Here is a 19,488-nt window from a genome sequence, read left to right as displayed (position 1 = left end):
CCCGAGAGAGCCCCCTGAACACGTCCAGGGGGCACCTGGGTGGAACCCTAGGCGGCGGTGGCGGGCGGTGAGGGTGTCGTTACCGGACCGGAATGAGCGCGGTGAACTCCCCGACGGCGGGCCACAGCAGCGCGGCCGCCGAGGTCACCAGATGGTCGCCCCACGTGACCCCTCTCCTGGTTCTCCTGGTGACGTCACTTCGGCGACCCGCCTGGCCTGCCGGGACCGGGACAGCGGACCATGGAGCGTCGGCCTGATGCCGACGGTGAGGAAGGGCGGGACGAGTGGACAGCGGAGAGAACGTGAACGGTCGTAGAGAGCGGCCATCGTCACATGCGGGCGCGTCCGGCGGCGGGGGCACCCTGAGTCTTCGCGCGTCCCTGGTGACGTCGCTCGTCATCGCCCTGCTGCTGGGCTCCCTGTCGGCCCTGGTGATGTTTCCGGCCGCCCAGCACCTGCGCTCCCTCCAGGGAGGCGAACGTGCTCAGGCGACGCTGCACACCGCCGGGTCCTGCATGGCCGGTCACTGCTCCGTGGAGTTCGAGGCCGACGGCCGGACCGTGGTGGCGGACCTCCCGGTGGGCAGTGGCGGAGGCAAGGAGTCCGTCGGGGCGGACATGGCCGTCCGGTACCGGGCGGACGACCCGCAGGTCGTCGCCCGTCAGGAGGACGTCGGGGGCGGTGGCGCGGCCCTCCTGGCATGGGGGTCGGGCGGGGTCGCCCTGGTGTTCCTGGCCCTGTCGGTGCTGTTCGCGACCTCTCTGGCACGGCAGCGGCGAAACTGATTTCGAATCTGTGTGTGAGTGCCGGATCGCGGGGAACTAGCTCGGACGCAACGACGTTCCGGCGGCCAGAGCGGCGCCGGAGCTGACCGGTCGGTGGGGTGCGTTTCCAGCAGCGAACGGTGGGCGTGACTGCGCTTATCCGTCAATTAAGGATGGTAACTGACGTGATTATTCTCGGACTTATTCTTCTCCTCATCGGCATCTTCGTCGGCGTGCCGCTGCTGACGACGATCGGTGGGATTCTCCTCGTCGTCGGTGCCATCCTCTGGATCCTGGGCGCCACCGGCCGCGCCGTGGGCGGACGAAAGCACTTCTTCTAAACCGCCGGAGCCCCACATACGGGACCACATGCGGGCGGGGGGGGCCCCCCCCCCCCGGGCGGGGCCCCCCCCCCGGCGGCCGCCCCCCCCCCCCCCCCCCCCCCCCCCCCCCGCCCCCCCCCCCCCCCCCCCCCGGGCCGCGCCCCCCCCCCCCGCGCCCCCCCCGCGCCCCCGGGCGGGGGGGGGGGGGGCGCCCCCCCGCCCGCGCGGCCGGGCCGGCCGGCCCCCCCCCCCCCCCCCCCGCTTCCGCGATCCGTTGATCAACGCGTCCCGTGGACTACAGCGCGCCGAACCCCACCCGCCGGGTGGTGGGCTCGCCGATCTCCACATACGCGATCCGGTCGGCCGGCACCAGAACCTTGCGGCCCTTGTCGTCCGTGAGGCTGAGCAGCTCCGCCTTGCCGCCCAGTGCCGCGGTGACCGCGGTCTCGACGTCCTCGGCGGAAAGCCCGCTCTCCAGAACGATCTCGCGGGGCGAGTGCTGCACCCCGATCTTGACCTCCACGGCTATGTCCCTCCGACGGTCAGTCCCTGCGCGGCGAACCGCGCCGTACGCAGCCACATTAGCCCGGCCGCGACGCGGCGCACGGCCCGACCGCAACGCCCGCAGCGAACACGGCGTCAACCGCCGGGCGCGGGCGGGCTCAGTGCTGCTCGACGCCGTGCAGCGGGAAGCCCGCGATACCGCGCCAGGCCAGCGAGGTGAGCAGCTGCACCGCCGTGTCGCGCGGGATGCTGGAGCGGCTGGAGAGCCAGTAGCGCGCCACCACCTGCGAGACGCCGCCCAGCCCCACCGCGAGCAGCATGGACTCGTCCTTGGACAGGCCCGTGTCCCCGGCGATCACGTCGGAGATCGCCTCGGCGCACTGGAGGGAGACCCGGTCGACCCGCTCGCGCACGGCGGGCTCGTTGGTCAGGTCCGACTCGAAGACCAGCCGGAAGGCGCCGCCCTCGTCCTCCACGTACGCGAAATAGGCGTCCATGGTGGCCTCGACGCGCAGCTTGTTGTCCGTCGTGGACGCCAGCGCCGTACGGACGGCCTGGAGCAGCGACTCGCAGTGCTGGTCCAGCAGGGCCAGATACAGCTCCAGCTTCCCGGGGAAGTGCTGGTAGAGCACCGGCTTGCTGACCCCGGCCCGCTCGGCGATGTCGTCCATGGCGGCGGAGTGGTAGCCCTGCGCGACGAACACCTCCTGCGCGGCCCCCAGCAGCTGATTGCGTCGGGCGCGGCGGGGCAGTCGAGTGCCTCGCGGTCGCGCTGCCTCTGTCTGCTCGATGGCGCTCACGCCGCCTCCCAAATGTGTGTTCCAGCACAGCCGATCCGTACACGCCGTGCGGTACAGCCATCGTACTTTTGGGTAACCCGGCTGTGCGCGGCGCGGACGCAGAATTTCACGGACCGGACGGCGTTGGAAGTCACAGGTGTCCCCGGCCGCCGTCAAACCGGGGCGTACTACCGGTAATCGTCTTCGTCCAGCGGGATCACCCGGCGCTGATCCGCCACATCGGCCTCGTTCGCCAGGGCCGGGGCGATGCCCTCGGCCGGTTCGTCGTCCTCGGGCCGGACGTCCGTCCGCTGCTCCGCGGCGTCGGCCTCCGGGGCCTCGGGGCCGGGTGCGTCCGCCGCTGCGCCGGTGAAGGTGTCCGGCTCGCTGGGGTCGACGGTCATGGGGGGCTCCCTTCCCTTTTCTGAAGCGTAGGAGGAAGACTCCTGCCCCGCGATGCGGCCCTGTGACGGCGAACACGTGAATCGGTGCGTGATCGTCTCGTAACATTGGCGCATGTCTTCGACCGAGCTGCCGGGTACCGAAGCCGCCGCCGCCGCGCTGGCCCCCACGGTCAGCGCCGTCCGGATCGCCGAGGGCGAGCGGCTGCGCTCCGTGTCGCTGCCCGGGGTGGGTCTGAACGTCCGCTGCCGCCCCGCCGACCGGACCGGGCTGCCGTCCGCGCTCTACGTGCACGGGCTCGGCGGCTCCTCGCAGAACTGGTCGGCCCTGATGCCGTTGCTGTCCGACGTGGTCGACGGCGAGGCGGTCGACCTGCCCGGCTTCGGCGACTCCCCGCCGCCGGACGACGGGGACTACTCCGTCACCGGACACGCGCGTGCGGTGATCCGCCTGCTCGACGCGGAGGACCGCGGGCCCGTCCACCTGTTCGGCAACTCCCTGGGCGGCGCGGTCGCCACCCGGATCGCCGCCGTCCGGCCCGACCTGGTGCGCACCCTCACCCTGATCTCGCCCGCGCTGCCCGAGTGGCGGGTGCAGCGCCCCGCCGTCCCGACCGGTCTGCTCGCGGTGCCGGGCGTCGCTTCCCTGTTCGCCCGGCTCACGAAGGGCTGGACGGCTGAGCAGCGGACCCGCGGAGTCATGGCACTCTGTTACGGCGATCCGGGGCGCGTCTCCGACGAGGCCTTCCGCAACGCGGTGGCCGAGATGGAGCGACGACTCGAACTGCCGTACTTCTGGGACGCCATGGCACGCTCCGCCCGGGGCATCGTCGACGCCTACACCCTGGGCGGACAGCACGGACTGTGGCGCCAGGCCGAGCGGGTGCTCGCACCGACCCAGCTCGTGTACGGCGGACGGGACCAGCTCGTCTCGTACCGGATGGCACGCAGGGCGTGCGCGGCCTTCGGCGGGGCACGGCTGCTGACCCTGCCCGACGCGGGGCACGTGGCGATGATGGAGTACCCGGAAGCGGTCGCTCAGGCCTTCCGGGAACTGCTGGACGAGAGCGGCGGGAGCTGATCCGGGGCGTGGGACGACACAGCCGAAAGGGCTCGGAGGCCATCCGCCCGGACGCCGCGACGGCGGCGCCGGGCGGCGAACGCGTCACCTCCCGCACCGCGTCGGGCAGCGGCCGCCGCAGGCGGAGCGGGCCCGTCGCGGGTGACGGGCGCTCCCCCTTCTCGTCGTTCTCCTCCGCCGCCCAGGTGCGCGGCGGCCACCCCGAGCAGCGCGAGCCGGGCGGCGGCTGGGGGAGTCGGCCCACCGGCTCCCCGTCCCGCCCCGACGACGACGGGGACGGCTTCCCCGACCCCCGGTCCCGGTCCGGCGACGGCCACGAGTCCGCCAGCTCCTCGTCCCGCCGCGGCGGCGGGGGCGGTCACGGCTCCCCGGCGGATGCCGACGGAAGGGCCCCGCGCCAGCACCCCGCACACCCCTACGCCACCGACGCCGACGGCCCCCTGGACCAGGACGTCGCCGCGGCGCGGCTGCGGGCCGTGGCCCGCCAGGTCTCCGCGCAGCGGGCGGCCCAGCAGGCCGCGGAGGACCGGGCCTCCCGGCCCTCGCCCGCCGGGCCTCCGGTGCCGGGCCCGCGCCGCGAGTTCATCGATGCCTTCGACGAGGAGCCGCCCGACTCCGGCGGCGCCACGTCGGCGGCCGCCGGGGGCGACGGCGACGCGGGGGAGCCGGACGAGGACTCCGCGCCCCGGGGCGGCAGGGGACGGACCGCCACCGGCATCGCCGCCGCCGCGGTGACCACCGTGCTCGCGATCGTGGTGGCCGGACAGGTCGCCGAGGACTCCGGTGTCCGCTCCGCGGCCGCCCGCGCCGCCGGTGTGGAGCGCCAGGGCGCCGGTGAGGAGGCCTCCCGCTCCGACGCCAGGCCGACCCCCGGGCGGCCCCCGGTCAGGCCCGAGGTCAAGCCGTTGTCGTACGCGCACAAGATGGCGAAGCCGTTCCCGCTGGCCCCGGACCTGAAGGCGAGCGGCGTGTTCGAGGCGGTGCCCGGTCTGGCGAAGGCTCCCGGGAAGGGGCAGAAACACCGCTACCGGATCGACGTGGAGGAAGGGCTGGGCCTCGACGCCGGCCTGTTCGCCGAGGCCGTCCAGAAGACGCTGAACGACGACCGGAGCTGGGCCCACAACGGGGCGATGACCTTCGAGCGGATCTCCTCGGGGCGGCCCGACTTCGTCATCACGCTCGCCAGCCCCGGGACCACCGGGGAGTGGTGTGCGAAGTCAGGTCTGGACACGACGGTCGACAACGTCTCCTGCGACTCCGCCTCCACCGACCGCGTCATGATCAACGCCTATCGATGGGCGCAGGGAGCCGCCACGTTCGGCCCGGACAAGATGCTGTCGTACCGTCAGATGCTCATCAACCACGAGGTCGGCCACCGGCTGGGGCACAACCACGTGAGCTGCCGCACGCCCGGCGTCCTCGCTCCGGTCATGCAGCAGCAGACCAAGACCCTGGAGCTCGAGGGCATCAAGTGCAGGCCCAACCCCTGGGTGCACCCGGGGGGTTGAGCCGCGCCGCGTCCGTACGCCGCTACGGCCGCCCGGTTCCGCCGACGGGTGACCCCGGACCCCGTCGCCCCCTTCTGTCGCCCCTTTTCGCGTTCGCCGCGCGGTCCCGCGGCCAGTCCGCCATGCCCCGCCAGGGGCTGGCCGAAACCTGACCCTCCGTGACAGCCGACCGCCTTATCGCGACGGAACGCGACGGAGGCGGGAAAGTTACGACGGTTCACCCCTTTCGGTGGCGCGACGGACAACCGTCCGTCGCGCACCCGGCGTATCCGCTTACGGTCGTCCCGCTGTGAGTCGTCGTATCAACGGCGGCCACCCACAAGGGAGATCGGGGGTGTACTCGTGCGGATCGGACTGCTCACCGACGGTGACTATCCGTATGCGACCGGTGAGTCCAGGCTCTGGTGCGACCGGCTGGTGCGCGGGCTGCCGCAGCACGAGTTCGACCTGTTCGCCCTGAGCCGCTCCGCCCACCAGGAGGACCAGGGCTGGGTCCGGCTGCCGCACCAGGTCAGCCGGGTGCGCACCGCGCCCCTGTGGACCCCGGAGGACGGCACCCTGCGCGGCAGCGGCGAACGCGGCCTGCTGGCCCGCCTGGTGACCGGCGGCGAGCAGTCCTACGGGCGGCGCGACCGCCGCCGGTTCACGGACCGGCTGACCGCCCTCGCCACCGCGATCTGCACCCCCGACGACCCCGGCACGCCCCCCGGGACCGGCCCCGGCGCGCGCCTCTTCACCCACGGGCTCTACGGTCTCGCCGAGCTGGCCCGCGAGCGCGGCGGGCTCCACCTCGCCCTGCGCTCCGAGACCACCGTGCGCATCCTGGAGTCCGCCTCCCGGGCCCGGGGCGCGGCCCGGACCGTGCAGAGCGCCACCGTCCCCGACCTGCTGGTCTTCGCCGCCGAACTGGAGCGCGCGCTGCGGCCCCTCTCGCTCGACTGGTACGACCAGGAGAGCCTCGGCGCCGTCGACCTCTGCCATGCCACCTCCGGCGGCGCGGCCGCTCTCCCGGGGCTCCTGGCCAAACGCTTCTTCGGGGTCCCGCTGCTGGTCACCGAGCACGGGGTGCAGCTGCGCGCCCACTACCTGGCCGCCTCCGACGCCCCGATCGGCGCCCCCGTCCGCGCCCTCCTCGCCGGATTCCGCGGCCGCCTCGCCACCGAGGTCTACCGCCAGGCCGCGCTCCTCACCCCCGGGAACACCCACGTCCGCCGCTGGCAGCAGCGCTGCGGAGCCGACCCCGCCAAGCAGCGCACGGTCTACCCGGGCATGTCCGCCGAGCGCTTCGGCCCGGTCGGGGAGGGCGCCGAACGGCTCGGCGCCGACGGCGGGGACGAGACCACCGGCGGGCCCGGCACGCTGGTCTGGGTCGGCCGGATCGAACCCGCCAAGGACCTGATCGCCCTCCTCCACGCCTTCGCCGAGATCCGCCGCGCCCAACCGGGCGCCCGGCTCCGCGTCTTCGGCGACCCGGCCCCGGACGCGGAGGGCGCCGCCTACCTGGCCCACTGCCGGGCCCTGGCCGCCCAGCTCTTCCCGGACGAGGCCACCGGCGCGCACGCCGAGGGCGTCAGCCCGGTCACCTTCGAGGAGATCGGCGGCCCCGAGGTCCCCGACCTCGCCGACGCCTACGCGGCGGGCGGAGTGATCGTGCTCTCCAGCGTCGTCGAGGGCTTCCCGGTCAGCCTCGTCGAAGCCATGTTCTGCGGCCGGGCCACCGTCTCCACCGACGTCGGCGCGGTGGTCGAGGTCATCGGCGGCACCGGCCTGGTGGTGCCCCCGCGCAACCCCAAGGCGCTCGCCGACGCCTGCGTCGCGCTGCTGCGGGACCCCGAGCGCCGTGCGCGCCTGGGCGCGGCGGCCCGCGCCCGCGCGCTCGAACTCTTCACCGTCGAACAGAACCTCGCGGCATTTCGCGGCATTTATCTGGAGCTGATGTCGCGCACCCCGGTACGCCGGGAGGCCGACACGGTGGACGCCCACGGCGACCCCCTCCTCTTCGCCACCCCGCCCGAGGCCCGCCTCGCCGGCCCCTGGACCCAGGCGGCACACCCCTGCGATCGGCCCGGCGCGCAACACCCCCCGGAGCGCGAGCCCGTCCGCGAGTCCGGGCGTGAGCCCGAGGGCGTCTGCGCGGTCGCCGTGGGACCGGGGGACGGCGATGCGTGACCACTCGACGCCTCACGACCACGGAGACGACCCGATGCCCCGTCCGCACGACCAGGCGACCTCCCCGACGCCTGCTTCCGCCCTCGCCGCCACCGTCACCGCCCCGGAGCGGTCCGCGGCGCGCAGGTCCCCGTCCGCCCCCGGGCGGCGCGGGCCGGCGGACCCGGTGAAGTCCCTGCTGCACGACCACCGCGACCTGTGCGAACGGGCCGTGGACCCGCTGGAGATCGCCGCCGGACTCGAAGCCCACGGCCTCACCGACCGCACCGCCGCCCGCTACCGGCACCGGGACGTCTTCTCGCTCGCCGAGGAGTTGTACGCCCGCATACCGCCCCGTACGCGGGAGCCCGCCGTGACCGGCCCCCCGGACCCCGGCCCCGACACCGAGGCGCGGGCGGGCTGGACGCTCCTGGCCCTGCTCCCCGGTGCGGCCTGCCTGGCGACCGCCGGGGTGCTCCGGCTCACCGAGGGCGTGCTCGGCGACGGCACCCGGGCCCTGGTCACCGTCGTCGGCGCCGTCCTGGCGTGCCTGGCGCTCCGGCTCTGCCTGAGCCGCGGGCCGCTGCGCGCACCCGAGGGGGCGGTCCGCGCCGGGATGTACGGCTGCTGGCTGCTTAGCTACGCGGTGTACGGCGAGGAACTGCTCGCCCAGGTCATGACCGGCGGCCCGGACGGCCCGTGGGACGGCACCCCCGCCCCGCTGCTCGGGCTCGCCGCCGCCGTCGCCCCGGCCGCCTGGTGCGCCCACCTGTTCGCCGTCCACGCCCACCGCAAACTGTCCGGCAGCCGCGCGCTGGAGGAGTTCGGCGCCGGAGTGCGCCCCCTGCTGCTGGCGGCCGTCGCCCTCTTCCTCGTCGCGCTGCTGCCCCTGCTGTACCTGGCCGGACTCGGCCTCGGCGGCACCGGGACGCCGGTCGCGGCCGCCGCCCTGGGGGTGCTGTTCTTCGTCGCCCGGCTGCTCGCCGCCCACGGACTGCCCGAGCCGGGCACCGTCGCGCTCGCCGCCGCCTGCGCCGTCGAGGCCGCCGCCCCCGCCCTGGTCCTCGCCTCCCGGCTCCCCGGACTCGAACCGCTCGCCCAGCCCGTGAACGCCCTCGTCTCGGCGGGTGGGACGGGAGCGGTGCCCGCCCTCGCCTGCGGGGCGGCCGCCCTCGGGCTGCTGGTCCACGCCTCGTTCGCCCTCTCCCGGGCCTCCGCCCACACCCGCCCCTGACCCGCGCCCGTTCCTGACCCGCCCCCGCCTACACCGGCGTACGCCCCCTCCACGCAGGACCCGCCGCCCCCACACACACACGTACCACCGCACGCCCCCCCCCACGAACGGCCAGTCCCCCCACGTACGACCGCACCACTCCCGCGGAGCCGACGCCGCGGGCTTCCCCACCCGGCACCGACCGACCGCCTGACCTGACCTAGGAGAAACCCGCCATGAACCCCCGACCCCCCGCACCGGCAGTGAGCCGTCGGCACCGAGGCGGTGCGCGATGAGGGTGCTGCTGCTCGGAGCCAACGGTTTCCTCGGCCGCTTCGTCGCCGACCGCCTGCTCGCCGACCCCGCCGTCCACCTCACGGCCCTCGGCCGGGGCGACGACGCCGACGTCCGGTTCGACCTCGCCGGCGGCAGCCCCGGGGCGCTCACCCGCTTCCTGGACGCCGTCCACCCCGGGGTCGTCGTCAACTGCGCGGGCGCCACCCGCGGCAACGCCCGCGACCTCACCCGGCAAAACACCGTCGCCGTCGCCACCGTCTGCGAGGCCCTGCGCCGCAGCGGCTGCGGGGCCCGGCTGGTGCAGGTCGGCTGCGCCTCGGAGTACGGGCCCTCGCAGCCCGGTTCCTCCACCGCCGAGGACGCCGTACCGCGCCCCGGCGGCCCGTACGGCGTCAGCAAGCTCGCCGCCACCGAACTGGTCCTCGGCTCCGGGCTCGACGCCGTCGTGCTCCGGGTCTTCTCCCCCGTGGGCCCCGGCACCCCGGCGGGCTCGCCGCTCGGCCGGCTCGCCGAGGCGATGCGCCGGGCCATGCAGGCGGGCGACGGCGAACTGAAGCTCAGCGGCCTCGGAGTGCAACGGGACTTCGTGGACGTACGGGACGTCGCGCGGGCCGTCCACGCCGCCTCGCTCTCCGCTGCCCAGGGCGTCGTCAACATCGGCACCGGGCGGGCCGTCCGGCTCCGGGACGCCGCCGCCGTGCTGGCCAGGGTCGCCGGGTACGCGGGCGCGCTGCACGAACTGGACTCGCCCCCGCCGCGGCTGCCCATCGGCGCCCCGCGCACCTCCGCCGAGTCCGTCATGGAACACCTCTCCGCCACCCCGTCCCCCTATCCGGACGGCTGCGGCGCCTGGCAGCAGGCCGACGTCCGCACCGCGCGGGACCGGCTCGGCTGGCGGCCCCGGATCAACCTGGAGGAGTCCCTCGCGGACATCTGGATGGAGGCGGCGTGCCGCATCTGACCGCTCCCGGCTCCGCCTGCCGCGTCGCGGGCGGCGAACAGCTCGGCTTCGGCGTCCCGGGGTACGCCCACCCGCTGCTCGCCCCCGCCGAGTGGGCCGAGCTGGTCCGCCCCGGCACGCCGTTGCACTGGGCCGTGCTCAACATCGCGGAGGGCCCCGGCTCCCGGCCCGACCCGCACTGCCTGGCGGCGGCGGGCAGGCTGCGCAACGCCCGCGAGCGCGCCCTGCACGGCGAGACGCCGGACGACACCGTCCGGGCCTCCGGCGGCCGTCTCCTCGGCCACCTCGACCTGGCCTTCGGGGAGCGGCCCTTCGACGAACTCATCGCCGACGCCCGCGCCTTCATCGACTGGTACCGGGTCAGCGGCTTCTACCTCGCCCGGTGCCCCGCAGAACGCGCCGGACTGCCCGCCGTCCGGCGGCTCACCGGCACCCTGCACGCCCTGCTCGCGGAGAGCGACAGCGCCGACGACGGGGGCCGCCTGGTGCTGGGCCACGGCACCCAGCCGTATCCGGGGTACGCGGAGGCGGCCGACCAGCTGGTCACGTTCCAGGGGCCGTGGACCGACTACCGCTGGTCGCAGGTGGCCGAGTGGACGGCGGACTATCCGCCGGAGCGGTTCGCGCACTTCGTCCACGGGGTGCCGCGCACCCACCTGGAGGAGGCCATGCGCATCGCCCGCTGGCAGGGCGCCGGGACGATCTTCTTCACCGACCGGGACGACCGAAGCGGACAAACCGACCCGTTCGCGACGCTGCCCAGGTACTGGGACGAAATCGTCTCGCGGATCGGACCGGGTATCTCGGAATGAGGAGGGGCGTGGCAGTGTTACGAGGAGAACAACCGTACGTAGTCGGCCGTAAGAGGCCGGTCTCCGTAGAATCCGACCACCTGCATTGTTGAGGTTCCTGTGTCGCTGCCACCCCTGGTCGAGCCGGCCGCCGAGCTCACCGTCGACGAGGTCCGCAGGTACTCCCGCCACCTGATCATCCCGGATGTCGGGATGGACGGACAGAAGCGCCTGAAGAACGCCAAGGTGCTCTGTGTGGGCGCCGGCGGCCTCGGTTCCCCGGCCCTGATGTACCTGGCCGCGGCCGGTGTCGGGACGCTCGGCATCATCGAGTTCGACGAGGTCGACGAGTCGAACCTGCAGCGCCAGATCATCCACAGCCAGGCCGACATCGGCCGGTCCAAGGCGCAGTCGGCCCGGGACTCGGTGCTCGGCATCAACCCGTACGTGAACGTGGTCCTGCACGAGGAGCGGCTGGAAGCCGACAACGTGCTCGGCATCTTCGAGCAGTACGACCTGATCGTGGACGGCACGGACAACTTCGCCACCCGCTATCTCGTCAACGACGCCGCCGTGCTGCTGAACAAGCCGTACGTCTGGGGCTCGATCTACCGCTTCGACGGCCAGGCCTCGGTCTTCTGGTCCGAGCACGGCCCCTGCTACCGCTGCCTCTACCCGGAGCCCCCGCCGCCGGGCATGGTCCCCTCCTGCGCCGAGGGCGGCGTGCTGGGCGTGCTCTGCGCGTCCATCGGCTCCATCCAGGTCAACGAGGCCATCAAGCTCCTCGCGGGCATCGGCGACCCGCTGGTCGGCCGCCTGATGATCTACGACGCCCTGGAGATGCAGTACCGCCAGGTCAAGGTCCGCAAGGACCCCGACTGCGCGGTCTGCGGCGAGAACCCCACCGTCACCGAGCTCATCGACTACGAGGCCTTCTGCGGCGTCGTCTCCGAGGAGGCCCAGGAGGCGGCGGCCGGAGCCACGATCACTCCCCGGCAGCTCAAGGAGTGGATCGACGGCGACGAGAAGATCGAGATCATCGACGTCCGCGAGCCGAACGAGTACGAGATCGTCGCGATCCCGGGCGCCAAGCTGATCCCGAAGAACGAGTTCCTCATGGGCACCGCCCTCCAGGACCTCCCGCAGGACCGCCGCATCGTCCTGCACTGCAAGACGGGCGTCCGCAGTGCGGAAGTCCTCGCGGTCCTGAAGTCGGCGGGCTTCGCGGACGCGGTGCACGTGGGCGGCGGCGTGATCGGCTGGGTCAACCAGATCGAGCCCGAGAAGCCGGTGTACTGAGCACCTGTCGTCTCGCAGGGGCCCGGTCCGCGCACGGCGGACCGGGCCCTTCGCCGTGCCCGGGGGTGTCCTTCTCCGTCGGGTGGGGCGGCGGCTCCCCGGGTCCCTTCCCCTCGCGGGTGGGGCCGTGGCCTCAGGAACGTTCCGCCCGGTCGTCGCGGTGTGCCTCGGTGATGCAGGCGTGCAGACGGTCGCGTGCGTCCCGCAGGTCCGCCATCTCCCGGTCGAGGCGGTCGCGTTCGGCGGTGAGCAGCTCCAGCAGTTCCGGCGCCCCCCGGCCGGGGTCGCCGGAGTCCGCGAACGGCAGCACCGCACGGACGGTCCTGCTCGGCAGGCCCGCGGAGTAGAGCTGCCGGATCAGCCCGACCCGGTCGACGGCGTCGGGCGTGTACCGGCGCCGACCGCCCCCGTCCCGCGTGGAGTGCAGCAGGTCCTGCTCCTCGTAGTAGCGCAGCGCCCTGACGCTGACGCCCGCCTTGGCGGCGACCTCCCCGATCCGCATCCCGGCCTCCCGATTCGACTCCCGTCGCGCTTGCACCTGACGTCGACGTCAGGTTTTAGCGTAACGGGGACCGGTGCGAACCGCCCCCACGAACCTTGGAGCAGCTGTGACCAGCACATCTCGGACCGCCTCCCGCGCCCGGAGCATGAGGAGCGTGGCATGAAGCGCGGCATGAACGGTACGGATGGCCTGACCGGCGCGGACCGTATGACCGGCCCGGACGGCCCGACCGGCCCGGACGGCCCGACCGGCCTGAACGGCACCCGGACCGTCGTCGTCCTGGGCGCCACGGGTCAGCAGGGCGGAGCGGTCGCGGCGGCGCTGCGCGCCGACGGCTGGGCGGTGCGCGCGGTCGTGCGGGACCCGTCCGGCCCCCGCGCCCGCTCGCTCGCGGCCACCGGCGTCGAGGTCGTCGCCGGTGACCTCAAGGACCCGGAGTCGCTCGGCTCGGCCTTCTCGGGGGCCCACGGCGTCTTCAGTGTCCAGCCGAACTCCGGGCAGGCCGGTGCGGAGGTGACCGACGAGGACGAGGTCCGTTTCGCCACGACGGTGGCGGACCTCGCCGAGCGCCTCGGCGTCGCGCACCTCGTCCAGAGTTCGGCGGTCACCGCCGGTGCGACGACGGGCGTCAGCCATCTCGACACCAAGAACCGTGTCGAGGCCCACGTCCGGACGCTGGACACCGCCGTCACCATCCTCCGGCCGGCCGCCTTCATGGAGCTGCTGGTGGCCCCGGAAACGGGCCTCGGCCAGGGACACGTGTCCTTCCTGATGCGCCCCGACCAGGCCATGCAGTTCATCGCGGCACGCGACATCGGGCGCGTCGCCGCCGCGGTCTTCGCCGCACCCGGCCGCTATGCCGGACGCACGCTGGAGATCGCCGGTGACGCCCTCACCGGCGAGGCCCTGGCCGGGCATCTGACCCGGGCCGCCGGGCGGCCGGTCGGCTACAGCCGCCTGCCGGGGACGCCGGGGGCATCGGACGGGGTCCTCGGCCTGCTGCTGGCGCTCGTCGACGACGGCAGGCTGGCGGGGAACGCGGACCTCGACGAGTTGCGCGCAGAGTTCCCCTTCCTGCTGGGCTTCGACCGCTGGCTGGCGGGCCCGGGGGCGGAGCCCCTCGCCGAGGCGCTCCGCACCCCGCGCCCGGCCGGCGCACCGGGCTGAGAGCCGGGACCGGCACGCCCCGCCCGGTCGCCGCACCGGGCTCGGGGGCCGGGACCGGCGCCCTCCGCCCGGGGTCGGCGCACCGCGCCCCGGAGCGGGATCAGCCGCAGACCGCGCCCGACTTCGGGACCTTGCCGTTCAGCAGGTAGCCGTCGACGGCCCGCTGCACGCACGCGTCCTTGCTGTTGTACGCGCCGTGCCCCTCGCCCTTGTACGTGAGCTCCACGCCGACGCCCTTGCCCAGCTCCCCCACCATCGCCTTCGCACCCTCGTACGGGGTCGCCGGGTCGCCCGTGTTGCCGATGACCAGGATCGGGGCGGCCCCCGGGGCGCTGACGTCGGGGGTCTCCCAGGCGCCCGTGACCGGCCAGCCGGTGCAGCCCATCAGGCCCCAGCCCAGGTAGTCGCCGAAGAGCGGGGAGGCCTTGCGGAAGGCGGGCAGGGCCGCCTTGGTCTGCTCCAGGGTGAACCGCTGCTTGCTGTCGGCGCAGTTGATCGCGAGGTTGGCGGCGTTGGAGTTGTCGTACCGCCCGTCCTCCGAGCGGCCGTTGAGCGAGTCGGCCAGCGCGAGCAGCAGCCCGCCGTTCCCGCCGCCCGCCTCGTCCAGACCCTGTTCGAGCAGCGGCCAGGTCTCCTTGGAGTAGAGCGCGGAGGCGATGCCCGTGGTGGCGAGCGTCTGCGTCAGCGCCCGGTCGCCGAGCCCGTCGATGGGCTGCTGCTCCAGTTCGGCCAGCAGATCGGCGATCCCCTGCTCGACCTCCTGCGGGGTGGCCCCGGGCAGCGCGCAGTCGTCGCGCTCGGCGCAGTCCTTCGTGAAGTTGTCCAGGGCGAGCTGGAACCCCTCGGCCTGGCCGAGGGAGGACTGCTCGGAGTCCTTCGTCGGGTCGACCACGGCGTCGAAGACCGCCCGGCCGACCTTGTCCGGGAAGAGGTGGGCGTAGACGCCGCCCAGCTCGGTGCCGTAGGAGATACCGAAGTAGTGCAGCCGGTCGTCGCCCAGCACGGTCCGCATCAGGTCCATGTCGCGGGCGGCGTTCGTGGTGCCCACGAAGGGGAGTTCGGGGCCGGAGTTCTTCTCGCAGTCCGCGATGAAGTCCTTCTGTCCCTGCGTGAACTTCTTCTCCTCGGCCGCGTCGTCCGGCGTGGAGTCCTCCTGGTAGAAGGCGTCCAGCTGGGCGTCGTCCGCGCACTCGACGCCCTCGCTGCGGCCGACCCCGCGCGGGTCGAAGCTCACCAGGTCGTAGCGGGTGCGGAGCCGTTCGTACTCCGTACCGAAGGCGGGGAGCGTCGCCACGCCCGAGGCGCCGGGACCGCCGAAGTTGAACACCAGCGAGCCGATCCGCCGCTTCTGGTCCTTCGCCTTCGCCCGGACCAGCGCCAGCTCCACGGTGCGGCCGTCGGGCTTCGCGTAGTCGAGGGGCGCGTCCATGAAGGAGCACTCCCACACCACGCCGCCGGGCAGCGGGGACGGCGACTCGCCGCCGCCCTGGGCCGTGTTCGGCGCCGGACACGGCGACCACTCCAGCTTCTGCGCGGCCAGGTCCCCGGCGGTGGTGGACGGCGAGGCGGTCGAGGCCCCGGTGGGGGCCGACGAGCCCTCCCCGCCACCCCCGTCCGAACAGCCGGCCAGCGGCAGGATCACGGTGGCGGTGGCGGCGAGGGCGGCGGCGCGCAGAGCGGGAGAGGTCCTCATGCCCCCATCGTGCGGCGGGCCGCCGAGGAGCGCGGCCGGACGCGGTCCATGCGGGTGGCGAGGCGGGACCGCCGGACCACCGGACCATCGGACCGCCGGACCGCGGGGGCCGTGCGCCGGCGCGTGTCCGTGCCCCGGCACGTGACCGCGCCCCGGCACATCCGGGCGGGCGCGCCCGCGCGTCGATGGACTACAGCTCGCCCTTGCGGGTCAGCTGGTTGAAGGCGATCCACCCCGGCAGCACCGGCAGCCACAGCGTCATCACGCGGTACAGCAGCACCGCGGGCGCCGCGACCTCCTTCGGCAGCCCGACCGCGATCAGGCCCAGCGTCAGGGCGCCCTCGACCGCCCCCATCCCGCCCGGGGTGGGGGCCGCCGAGCCGAGCGCGTTCCCGGCGAGGAAGACCACCGCGATGCTCGCGTAGCTCAGCTGCGGGACGTCCGGGCCGCTGAACGCCCGGATGGAGGCGTCCAGGCAGAGCACGAACAGCCCGGTCAGCAGCACCATGCCGCCGATGCCGGTGAACAGCTTCTGCGGCCGCTGCACCACGTCCAGCATGCGCGGCACCACTCCGGCGAACAGCGACCGCACCCGGGTCACCACGAACTTCCGCAGGAACGGGATCGCCGTCACCACCAGCACCAGCACCGCGACCGTCAGCAGACCCGCGATCACGGTCCGGGACGGGGTCAGCGAGTCCGGGGTCTTCTCCGTACCCGTGAGGTAGCCGAACAGCGCCAGCAGCAGGATGTGGCAGCCGAGCCCGAACAGCTGCGAGGCCCCCACGCTCGCCACCGCCAGACCGGGGCGCACCCCCGCACGTTGGAGGAACCGGGTGTTCAGCGCCACGCCCCCGACGGCGGCGGGCGCCACGATCTTCACGAACGACCCCGCCACCTGCGCCTGCACCGTCTTCAGGAACGGCACCCGCTCCGGTACGAAGCCCAGCAGGCTCATCGCGGCCGCCACGTAGCTCAGCGCCGAGAAGCCGAGGGCGGCCGCCACCCAGCCCCACTCCGCCTGCTCCACGACCGCCCCGAAGTCCGCCTGCGTGACCTGGGAGATGAGGAAGTACGCGGCGATGGCCCCGGCGATGAAGCTGAACAGGGTGCGCGGCTTGATGCGTTCCAGCCGGACCGGTTCGACCGGGGCCTGCGGGCGGATCAGGAGCACCTGGCGGCGGATCTGGGCGAGCAGATCCTCCTCGCGGGCCTCCTCCAGCGCCTCGTCGATGGCCCGCTTCTCGGCCTGCTTCTCCGTCCGGTGCACCTTGCGGTCGGCCTTGCGGTCCGAGGCGCTCTCCTCGCCCGCCGCCTCGGCCTTCGCCTGCTTGGCCGCCTGGGAGGCCTCCACCACGGCCTCCCGCTCGCGCTGCGAACGCTCGCGGGCGATCCGGCGCAGCGTCGCCCGGGTGGAGCGGCTCAGCGCGATCGGCTGGAGCAGCGGCAGACAGTCCGCCACCGCGTCCGGGCCGAGCACGGCCAGCGCCCCGGAGACGGACCGTTCGGCCCCCACCCGCAGCCCCAGCGTGGTCAGCAGCTGGGCCACGTCCATCCGCAGGACCAGATCACCGGCCGCGATCTCACCGCCGCGCAGATCCGTCACGAACACGCTGCCGGAACGATCCACCAACAGCGCGTCACCGGTCAGCCTGCGATGCGCGATCCGGCGCGACTGGAGAGCCTTCACCTGACGCCAGGCGCTGCGCACCAGATCGTCGGTGATCTCCTCGTCCTCCATCTGGTCCAGGGACCGGCCGCCGATGTGCTCGTAGACGAGCATCACCGCGTCGGGCCCCAGCTCGGAGGTGGCGATCAGCTTGGGCGCGTTCGCCCCGGCGGCGATCGCCGCGTACGCGAGCAGCGCCTCCTGTTCCAGCGCCTGGCGCAGCGACTGGATGGAGCGCCGCTGGGTGAGCGTGCGCAGGGTGAGCCGCCGCCAGGCCCGGTAGAAGAAGCCCTGGGCCTGCTGCTCGCGGTCGACGACGGTGACGTCCAGCGGCGGCCCGTCCTCCAGCGTGACCAGATAGCGCCGCCCCCGGTCGCCCTGGTCGGCGCTGTCCTTGTCGTCCCGCTCGCGGTCGGCGGCGTCGTCCGCGCGCATCGCGGCGACCGGGCGGAAGCCGACGTGCCGCAGCCCCGCCATCAGGTGCTGCCCGGTCGGGCGGACGTTCGGGGAACCGACCGCGTACAGCGTTCCGTACGCCACGGTCCAGCCGATCAGGACCGTCAGGACGATCGAGAACGGGGTGGTGTACCCGCCGACGAGCATCGCGAACGCGTCGAGCAGCAGCACCACCCACAGCACCACGCGCCAGCGCGGCCGCCGCGCCATCCCGACCGCCGTCATGTACGCGATGACCGGCGCGAGGTAGCCGTGCACCGGGTCGGTCAGTCCGCCCGCCGTCTGCGGCTGCGTCAGGGCGTCCTGGATGGTGCCGGGCGCGCTCCGCGAGACCCAGAGGTCGGTGGCGAGGGTGACCCCGTGGGCGAGCACCGCGGCCAGCACGCCGTCGGCGATGCGCAGCCCGTCCCGTTTGATCAGGCGCTCGATGGCGAAGGCGACCGGCACCAGCAGCACGGCGATGCTGGACACCAGACCGGCGATCTTGATCAGCAGATCGGGCGCCTGCTCGGTGCCCTTGGAGATGTCGTTCTCCAGCCCGGTGGTGGTGCCCTGGGCGAAGGCCGCGATCGCGAGCAGGACCGTGATCGCGAGGACCCCGATGAGCAGCCGCATCAGATCCGACGGGCGGTGCACCCGGGCGGGCAGCAGCGGTTCGTCACCGGAGACCCGGTCGCTCAGGGCGGCCTCGGCGGAGGCCAGTGTCGAACCGGCCAGCCGGCCGGAGCCGGAGGCGGTGGGGCCGTCGGTACGACCGCGGGGGGCGGTGGGCGCGCCGGTCGTACCGTCGGCGGGGGAGGCGGTGGCGTCTTCGGAGGGCACGGCGTCAGCGGGTCCCTCCGCCGCGGCGGAGGGAGGGGCGTCCTCCGCGGGGGCGGTGTCTCCGTGGGGCTCGGTGTCTCCGTGAGACGCGGCGTATCCGGAAGGCGCGGCGTATCCGGGAGGCGCGGTGTCCCGATCGTTACGGAAATCCGGCTGGTCCCGCTCGTCCTGCTCGCCCCGGTCGTCCCAGTCGTCGCCGGAGCGCTCCGGAGCGCTCGACGAGCGCCCCTCGGCATCGGAGGCGTCGGCCGCCTTCGGTGGCTGCACGCCCTGCTCCTTCGTCGCCTCTGGTTCGTCTTCGTGTTCTCGTATCACCGGTCACCGCCCGCATGATGGTGGCACGGCCCGTAGACAGAGGGGGGCATCAGGGTGCATCGCACGGGCGCGGGAAGCGCAACATACGCTCCTTTGCACCTGCGCGCATGCGGTGTGGACGGACGGACACCGTTCCGGGCGGGCTGTCGGTGGCGTACGGCAGGATGGGGCGGATGAGCCAGCACCAGACGGGCGGAGGCGGGCCCGGCACCGCGCCGACCGGCCCGGAGCCGCCGGACCACCCCCAGCCGCCGGACCACCCCGCGCTGCCGGAGTACGCCGAGCGCGTCCTCGATGTCGCCGACCTGATCCCGCCCGGCCGGGTGATGACGTACGGCGATGTCGCGGAGTGGCTGGGCGACGGCGGGCCACGCCAGGTCGGCCGGGCCATGGCGCTGTACGGGTCCGCCGTGCCGTGGTGGCGTGTCGTCAGGGCCGACGGGGCGCTGCTCCCGGGCGCCGAGCTCCGTGCCCTGGAGCACTACCACGCCGAGGGCACCCCGCTCCGCGGAGCGTCCCGGCAGGCGGAGGGCCATGTGCCACGCCTCGACATGCGCCACGCCCGCTGGGACGGCACCGGCGCGGACGGGCACGGGCGCGGGGAACCCCCCACCTGACGACGGCGGCCGGGAGGACAGGTGCGGCCCCCGGGCCGGACGCGGCACCCGGGCCGGACCCGCCGCACGCGAGGCGGGGCCACGCGGGGCGGGGCGGGGCACGCCCGCCGCGTCCCGCGCCTCCGCCGGCGTAGCGTCGTCATCGCGCGGCACGGTCCGCCCCCTTCCTCGACTTTCC

At 74.2% G+C, this 19,488-nt stretch carries 17 protein-coding genes; 11 read left to right on the top strand and 6 right to left on the bottom strand.

What is annotated here, in order from left to right; all coding sequences use genetic code 11:
• Nucleotides 1–383 precede the first annotated feature (383 nt).
• On the top strand, nt 384–785 hold the full coding sequence (locus tag ACIRRU_RS02640; RefSeq protein WP_403675213.1) for a hypothetical protein: 402 nt from the start codon (nt 384–386) through the stop codon (nt 783–785).
• 164 nt (nt 786–949) lie between these two features.
• The gene (locus ACIRRU_RS02635; protein ID WP_363201199.1) at nt 950–1,105 is read left to right on the top strand and encodes a hypothetical protein; all 156 of its coding nucleotides are present in this window, start codon (nt 950–952) and stop codon (nt 1,103–1,105) included.
• A gap of 277 nt (nt 1,106–1,382) precedes the next feature.
• Here the strand turns inward: ACIRRU_RS02635 and ACIRRU_RS02630 are convergent, their stop codons facing one another.
• From ACIRRU_RS02630 to ACIRRU_RS02620, 3 genes are all read right to left on the bottom strand, one after another.
• On the bottom strand, nt 1,383–1,610 hold the full coding sequence (locus ACIRRU_RS02630; RefSeq protein ID WP_363200992.1) for a DUF3107 domain-containing protein: 228 nt from the start codon (nt 1,608–1,610) through the stop codon (nt 1,383–1,385).
• 139 nt (nt 1,611–1,749) lie between these two features.
• The gene (locus tag ACIRRU_RS02625; protein ID WP_363200991.1) at nt 1,750–2,391 is read right to left on the bottom strand and encodes a TetR/AcrR family transcriptional regulator; all 642 of its coding nucleotides are present in this window, start codon (nt 2,389–2,391) and stop codon (nt 1,750–1,752) included.
• A 167-nt stretch (nt 2,392–2,558) separates the two neighbouring features.
• On the bottom strand, nt 2,559–2,774 hold the full coding sequence (locus tag ACIRRU_RS02620) for a hypothetical protein (RefSeq protein WP_363200990.1): 216 nt from the start codon (nt 2,772–2,774) through the stop codon (nt 2,559–2,561).
• A 112-nt stretch (nt 2,775–2,886) separates the two neighbouring features.
• Between ACIRRU_RS02620 and ACIRRU_RS02615 the strand changes: the two genes are divergently transcribed.
• From ACIRRU_RS02615 to moeZ, 7 genes are all read left to right on the top strand, one after another.
• The gene (locus ACIRRU_RS02615) at nt 2,887–3,852 is read left to right on the top strand and encodes an alpha/beta hydrolase (protein WP_363200989.1); all 966 of its coding nucleotides are present in this window, start codon (nt 2,887–2,889) and stop codon (nt 3,850–3,852) included.
• A gap of 8 nt (nt 3,853–3,860) precedes the next feature.
• A complete protein-coding gene (locus ACIRRU_RS02610) occupies nt 3,861–5,360 on the top strand; it encodes a DUF3152 domain-containing protein (RefSeq protein WP_403675208.1) in 1,500 nt (499 codons plus the stop codon).
• Nucleotides 5,361–5,702: 342 nt separating this feature from the next.
• Nucleotides 5,703–7,529 carry a DUF3492 domain-containing protein gene (locus ACIRRU_RS02605; RefSeq protein WP_403675205.1) on the top strand — a complete coding sequence of 609 codons (1,827 nt, stop codon included), beginning with the start codon at nt 5,703–5,705 and terminating at the stop codon, nt 7,527–7,529.
• 34 nt (nt 7,530–7,563) lie between these two features.
• Nucleotides 7,564–8,742, top strand: coding sequence for a hypothetical protein (locus ACIRRU_RS02600; RefSeq protein ID WP_403675202.1), 1,179 nt, complete (start codon nt 7,564–7,566; stop codon nt 8,740–8,742).
• Between the two features lie 271 nt (nt 8,743–9,013).
• Nucleotides 9,014–9,979 (top strand): NAD-dependent epimerase/dehydratase family protein, encoded by a 966-nt coding sequence (locus ACIRRU_RS02595; protein ID WP_403675199.1) that lies wholly within the window; start codon nt 9,014–9,016, stop codon nt 9,977–9,979.
• Complete coding sequence (locus ACIRRU_RS02590; protein ID WP_403675196.1) at nt 9,967–10,791, top strand: spherulation-specific family 4 protein; 825 nt, start codon at nt 9,967–9,969, stop codon at nt 10,789–10,791. Before ACIRRU_RS02595 ends, ACIRRU_RS02590 begins: the two co-directional genes overlap by 13 nt.
• A gap of 99 nt (nt 10,792–10,890) precedes the next feature.
• Nucleotides 10,891–12,069: an adenylyltransferase/sulfurtransferase MoeZ gene (moeZ, locus tag ACIRRU_RS02585; protein WP_363200984.1), complete on the top strand. Its 1,179-nt coding sequence runs from the start codon at nt 10,891–10,893 to the stop codon at nt 12,067–12,069.
• A 133-nt stretch (nt 12,070–12,202) separates the two neighbouring features.
• Here the strand turns inward: moeZ and ACIRRU_RS02580 are convergent, their stop codons facing one another.
• Nucleotides 12,203–12,571, bottom strand: a complete 369-nt coding sequence (locus ACIRRU_RS02580) for a MerR family transcriptional regulator (RefSeq protein WP_403675193.1) — start codon at nt 12,569–12,571, stop codon at nt 12,203–12,205.
• 159 nt (nt 12,572–12,730) lie between these two features.
• Here ACIRRU_RS02580 and ACIRRU_RS02575 point away from each other — a divergent pair, with 159 nt between their 5' ends.
• Nucleotides 12,731–13,738, top strand: a complete 1,008-nt coding sequence (locus ACIRRU_RS02575; RefSeq protein ID WP_403675190.1) for an NmrA/HSCARG family protein — start codon at nt 12,731–12,733, stop codon at nt 13,736–13,738.
• 100 nt (nt 13,739–13,838) lie between these two features.
• Here the strand turns inward: ACIRRU_RS02575 and ACIRRU_RS02570 are convergent, their stop codons facing one another.
• Nucleotides 13,839–15,431: an alpha/beta hydrolase gene (locus tag ACIRRU_RS02570; protein WP_403675187.1), complete on the bottom strand. Its 1,593-nt coding sequence runs from the start codon at nt 15,429–15,431 to the stop codon at nt 13,839–13,841.
• 190 nt (nt 15,432–15,621) lie between these two features.
• Nucleotides 15,622–18,693: a lysylphosphatidylglycerol synthase domain-containing protein gene (locus ACIRRU_RS02565; RefSeq protein WP_403675184.1), complete on the bottom strand. Its 3,072-nt coding sequence runs from the start codon at nt 18,691–18,693 to the stop codon at nt 15,622–15,624.
• A gap of 173 nt (nt 18,694–18,866) precedes the next feature.
• On the opposite strand from ACIRRU_RS02565, the gene ACIRRU_RS02560 reads away from it, so the two are divergent.
• A complete protein-coding gene (locus ACIRRU_RS02560; protein ID WP_403675181.1) occupies nt 18,867–19,310 on the top strand; it encodes an MGMT family protein in 444 nt (147 codons plus the stop codon).
• The last annotated feature ends 178 nt before the right edge of the window (nt 19,311–19,488 follow it).

Source organism: Streptomyces sp. NPDC101181, from assembly GCF_044767975.1.
Classification (GTDB): Bacteria; Actinomycetota; Actinomycetes; order Streptomycetales; family Streptomycetaceae; genus Streptomyces.
This window is presented reverse-complemented; position numbering and strand designations above follow the sequence as displayed.

Excerpts from the sequence above, each read along its gene's own strand:
- ACIRRU_RS02620 (WP_363200990.1), bottom strand. The coding sequence starts at position 2,774 with ATGACCGTCGACCCCAGCGAGCCGGACACCTTCACCGGCGCAGCGGCG.
- ACIRRU_RS02615 (WP_363200989.1), top strand. The coding sequence starts at position 2,887 with ATGTCTTCGACCGAGCTGCCGGGTACCGAAGCCGCCGCCGCCGCGCTG.
- ACIRRU_RS02600 (WP_403675202.1), top strand. The coding sequence starts at position 7,564 with ATGCCCCGTCCGCACGACCAGGCGACCTCCCCGACGCCTGCTTCCGCC.
- ACIRRU_RS02595 (WP_403675199.1), top strand. The coding sequence starts at position 9,014 with ATGAGGGTGCTGCTGCTCGGAGCCAACGGTTTCCTCGGCCGCTTCGTC.
- ACIRRU_RS02580 (WP_403675193.1), bottom strand. The coding sequence starts at position 12,571 with ATGCGGATCGGGGAGGTCGCCGCCAAGGCGGGCGTCAGCGTCAGGGCG.
- ACIRRU_RS02575 (WP_403675190.1), top strand. The coding sequence starts at position 12,731 with ATGAAGCGCGGCATGAACGGTACGGATGGCCTGACCGGCGCGGACCGT.
- ACIRRU_RS02570 (WP_403675187.1), bottom strand. The coding sequence starts at position 15,431 with ATGAGGACCTCTCCCGCTCTGCGCGCCGCCGCCCTCGCCGCCACCGCC.
- ACIRRU_RS02560 (WP_403675181.1), top strand. The coding sequence starts at position 18,867 with ATGAGCCAGCACCAGACGGGCGGAGGCGGGCCCGGCACCGCGCCGACC.